The 307-nt window shown below is 46.9% G+C and carries 1 pseudogene; it reads left to right on the forward strand.

Annotation, left to right across the window (positions count from 1 at the left end):
• Positions 1-245 (forward strand): annotated as a pseudogene (locus WM40_RS27480) (putative type VI secretion system effector); the annotation flags it as partial.
• Positions 246-307: the final 62 nt, after the last annotated feature.

Raw genomic sequence — 307 nt, forward strand, 5'->3', positions numbered from 1 at the left:
TGTGGTTCGATATAATTAAAAGTTTCTCGATAGTCTGGCTGATGGTAGAAGCTTTGGCGGTTTTTATCGCATATAGAATTAGCCGGCGTTTCAAGAAACAGCTCCCGATGGCAAACAAGATATTCGCGACCTTTGGCTGGACGGACCCTCCGAACGTCGATTTGCCAAAAGCTTCGAAAAAACTAAGACAACCAGGGGATACCTGGGAAATGGGAAAGCTGATTTTCCGCTACGGTAAGGTGTGACTTGTGGAAGCCGAATGTGGATGCTCATAGCGATATGCAAACTCGTCCCTATGGCGACCTAC

The organism is Robbsia andropogonis, assembly GCF_000970345.1.
GTDB lineage: Bacteria > Pseudomonadota > Gammaproteobacteria > Burkholderiales > Burkholderiaceae > Robbsia > Robbsia andropogonis.